At 40.6% G+C, this 2,204-nt stretch carries 2 protein-coding genes; both read left to right on the forward strand.

Annotated features, from left to right (window positions below; genetic code table 11):
* The first annotated feature begins 106 nt into the window (after positions 1 to 106).
* Positions 107 to 1,321 carry an IS21 family transposase gene (gene istA / locus FD47_RS14225; protein WP_056980825.1) on the forward strand — a complete coding sequence of 405 codons (1,215 nt, stop codon included), beginning with the start codon at positions 107 to 109 and terminating at the stop codon, positions 1,319 to 1,321.
* Positions 1,322 to 1,325: 4 nt separating this feature from the next.
* A complete protein-coding gene (gene istB, locus FD47_RS14230; RefSeq protein ID WP_053359344.1) occupies positions 1,326 to 2,138 on the forward strand; it encodes an IS21-like element helper ATPase IstB in 813 nt (270 codons plus the stop codon).
* Positions 2,139 to 2,204: the final 66 nt, after the last annotated feature.

The following is a 2,204-nucleotide window of genomic DNA, read 5'->3' on the forward strand; positions in this document are numbered from 1 at the left end:
TGTCAGCAACGGTTGTAAAATGTTGGAAAATACCGATTAGAAAATGTCGGTTTTCCAACATTTTTTTACGGTAAAATAAACGCATCTCAAATTTGGAGGAACTGAAATGCGTTTAGATGTTGAGCAGTGTGTCCAGCAATATATTATGAACAAAATAAAGCCCAACTTCGCTGAAATTGGTCGGCGATACGGTGTTGATCCACGAACGGTAAAAAGATACTACAATTTAGGGCTTACGCCCCCAGATGAGCAGTCACAACCCTTACGGCGGCCGAGTAAACTTGACGATTATCGAAAAACGATTGAAGAAAAGGTTCTAGAAGGCTGTTCGGCAACGGCAATTTATTACTTTATCAAAGAACGTGGCTATCAAGGAAAGCAAAGTATTCTCAGAGACTATTGTCGAACCATCAGAAAAGCCGCAACGAAAAAAGCCACTATCCGGATTGAAACCTCGCCAGGGCTTTCAGCCCAGGTTGATTGGAAAGAAGATTTAACGTTGGTTTCTCGGCATGGAGAGATTGTCAAAGGCAACATCTTCTTATATGTTTTAGGGTACTCGCGAATGAAATACATGCAATTTACCTTCAGTCGCAGCCAAATTACCTTTTTTGATTGCTTAACTAATGCCTTTTGGGCAACCGGGGGTGTGCCGAAAGAAATCTGGTTTGACAACCAAAAGGTTGTCGTCGATCATCATAAAAGTAATTTTGGTAAGCCGGTATTTAATGAAACCTTCGTTGAATACGCTAAGGACGCTGGTTTCAAGCCAATTGCTTGTCGACCGTTTCGGCCACAAACCAAAGGAAAGGTTGAGGCGCTGGCCAGAACTACTCAGCGAATCAAAGTTTACAACCACGAGTTTGAAGAGCCACTAGACTTAGCCGAGATCGTCCATTTGACGTGTGATCAGCTGAATCATGAGAAGTCTCAGGCGACTCAAATTCCGCCTTATTTATTGCTTGATAAAGAAAAAGAGTATCTCCATGATTTTGATCACGACTTACTCGATGCCTATGCCAGCCAAACCATCGCAAGGAAAGTTAGCAAGGAATCAATGATTGTCTTTCAAAATCGGAAATACTCCGTCCCCATAAGATATATTGACGAAACCGTACAAATTAAACACGATGACAATACTCTATACATTTATTATAACGGAGAATTAATTCGTTCTCACCCTATTTCACTGAAAAGATTTACTTACCTTCGCGATGACATGGAAGAGATTGTCCGATCAGACCTTTATAAGAATCGTGATGACCGAGTCATTGATGATTACGTCGACCGAAACCTGAAGATGTTTGATGAAATGGAGTGAGAAAATGGCCAATTACCAAGCTTTATACACCAACCTTAGACAATTAAAGTTAGATCGTTTCGCCGAACATTTAGGCTACCTATTGGATCATCAAGATGAAGCACCCAAGTCCTTGAGTGATGCCTTATTCGAATTGACAACGGCTGAGCTTAAATACCGGGAACAAAAAAAGATTAATTTGAGAATTAAACTAGCCCGCTTTCCATATGAAAAAACGTTAGCTGACTTTGACTTTAGTTATCAACCGGGAATTAACCAAGGGATAATTGAGGACTTGGGATCACTAAGATTCACTCAAGAGAATCAAAACGTTTTGTTTATCGGCACCTCCGGTGTCGGTAAAACTCACCTAGCCACCGCCATTGGAATTGAAGGGTGTAAACAAGGAATTTCAACGCAGTTTATTCGATGTAGCGACCTCATCAACAAGCTTCAAACAGCACAAGTTCAAGGCCGGAGCGAAGAAGTGCTACGCCGGTATGCCCGTTTTCAAATTCTAATCATTGATGAGATTGGTTATCTTCCAATTGAGTCAGTGGGCGCTAAGCTGTTTTTTCAGTTAATTGAAAGACGATACGAACGGAAATCAACCATTATCACCACTAATATTCCGCTTTCTAAGTGGGGAAACACCTTTTCAGATAAGATGTTAGCTAACGCCATTTTAGATCGCTTGGTTCATCACGCTAAAGTTATCCGAATCACTGGTCGATCATATCGAATGAAAGATCATTTAATTGAAAAGAAGGATAATTCCGGACCTGATTTATCAGGTTTCAACGCACAAAATAAAGAAAGGAGCAGTGAGACACTGTAAACTTTATCGGTAAAAAACAGCATTTTTTAATCGGCAAAAAACGACATTTTCACATCGGCGTTGACA

The sequence above is a fragment of the Lentilactobacillus parafarraginis DSM 18390 = JCM 14109 genome (genome assembly GCF_001435895.1).
GTDB lineage: Bacteria > Bacillota > Bacilli > Lactobacillales > Lactobacillaceae > Lentilactobacillus > Lentilactobacillus parafarraginis.

Excerpts from the sequence above, each read along its gene's own strand:
- istA (WP_056980825.1), top strand. The coding sequence starts at position 107 with ATGCGTTTAGATGTTGAGCAGTGTGTCCAGCAATATATTATGAACAAA.
- istB (WP_053359344.1), top strand. The coding sequence starts at position 1,326 with ATGGCCAATTACCAAGCTTTATACACCAACCTTAGACAATTAAAGTTA.